The organism is Anabaena sp. WFMT (genome assembly GCF_051781005.1).
In the GTDB taxonomy this organism is placed as follows: domain Bacteria; phylum Cyanobacteriota; class Cyanobacteriia; order Cyanobacteriales; family Nostocaceae; genus Anabaena.
The window spans coordinates 1-1,123 of the sequence record NZ_JBPWOA010000047.1 but is presented as its reverse complement, the minus strand read 5'-3'; the positions used below and the strand labels follow the sequence as shown (position 1 = coordinate 1,123).

The window sequence follows — 1,123 nt, the reverse complement described above, 5'->3', positions numbered from 1 at the left end:
ATCCCTCTTCTGTCACTTTCCGGAATAAGCAAGTAGTAAAGAAGCTAAATCATCCAGAAGTATAACAGGGTTTAAATTGATTCATTGCGGCAATTAAATGATTGAATCCCAGTAACAAATGTGAATTATGGAAAATACTTAACCAGGGATAAATTAGCCAAAATAGTAAAAGTGGTTGGATAATGAGACGCAGATTATTTAAAGTATTCTTCCATCCAGATTCATGGTTCCATTGTGGATGATTAGAAAAATCCACATCACTATTTTCTTTTGCCTTAGTCTCAAGTTGACCAGATTGATTTAAGCCTAAGAAGACTGGAGAATTTAAGCTAATCATAGTATAAACACTAAAAATAATCTCCCACCATCTCTCAATATGTTGGAAATTAGTGAAACGGTAATCTGTCCAGCCTAGTTCCTGTTTACACTGTCGAAACCCATATTCAACCCAAGTTCTTAATCCATATAAGTCACCTAAAGTCTTGTTCAAATTCCCTTGAAGATTTGTCATGACGAAAGAAGTAGAATTATCTGGCATGGTTTCTGGGTCAGTAGTTATTTCCCAGTAAGTTATGGTTCTTTTTTTACCATAAATTATTTCTCGGATATATCTAGCCTCTGATTTTTGATTGCTAAATGTTCTCTCAAATTTACACCACTTATTCGCCCTAAAGCTTTGTCCTGCGGGTAACCAGACTCCATGATTACTTCTAATTGCTACCACATAGGCTAAGTTATATTCATCCAATTTTCTAATAAATTGGCTACTTTCACCATATAAACTATCTGCCAGTACCAGTTCGATATTAAAACCCTCTTCAATTAACTCTGTAATTATTTCTGACGATAACTCTATTTTAGTTTTATATTTATCTCCTTCTTTTAGCGTCCCTTTTGGTTTGAATACTTTTACACTTAATGGAAAAGTTATATTAGAGTAAACTCCATAAGCATTGACTGAAACTATTCCATTATCAACTTTTCCTACACTTCCTAAATATTGTCTCGCTACATAATCAGTCTTTTTACCTTTTTTTCTATCTCCGGTTTCATCTATTACTACTGTAATCGCCTGACCCTTCAATGCTTGCTTAACTTTATTTAATCTTCGTTGTTTTAATTC

Annotated in this window: 1 protein-coding gene; it reads right to left on the bottom strand. The window is 33.6% G+C overall.

What is annotated here, in order from left to right; genetic code table 11:
• Positions 1-49: 49 nt before the first annotated feature.
• On the bottom strand, positions 50-1,123 hold a 1,074-nt coding region (locus ACSQ6I_RS24665), incomplete at its 5' end, for an IS701 family transposase (protein WP_438892872.1).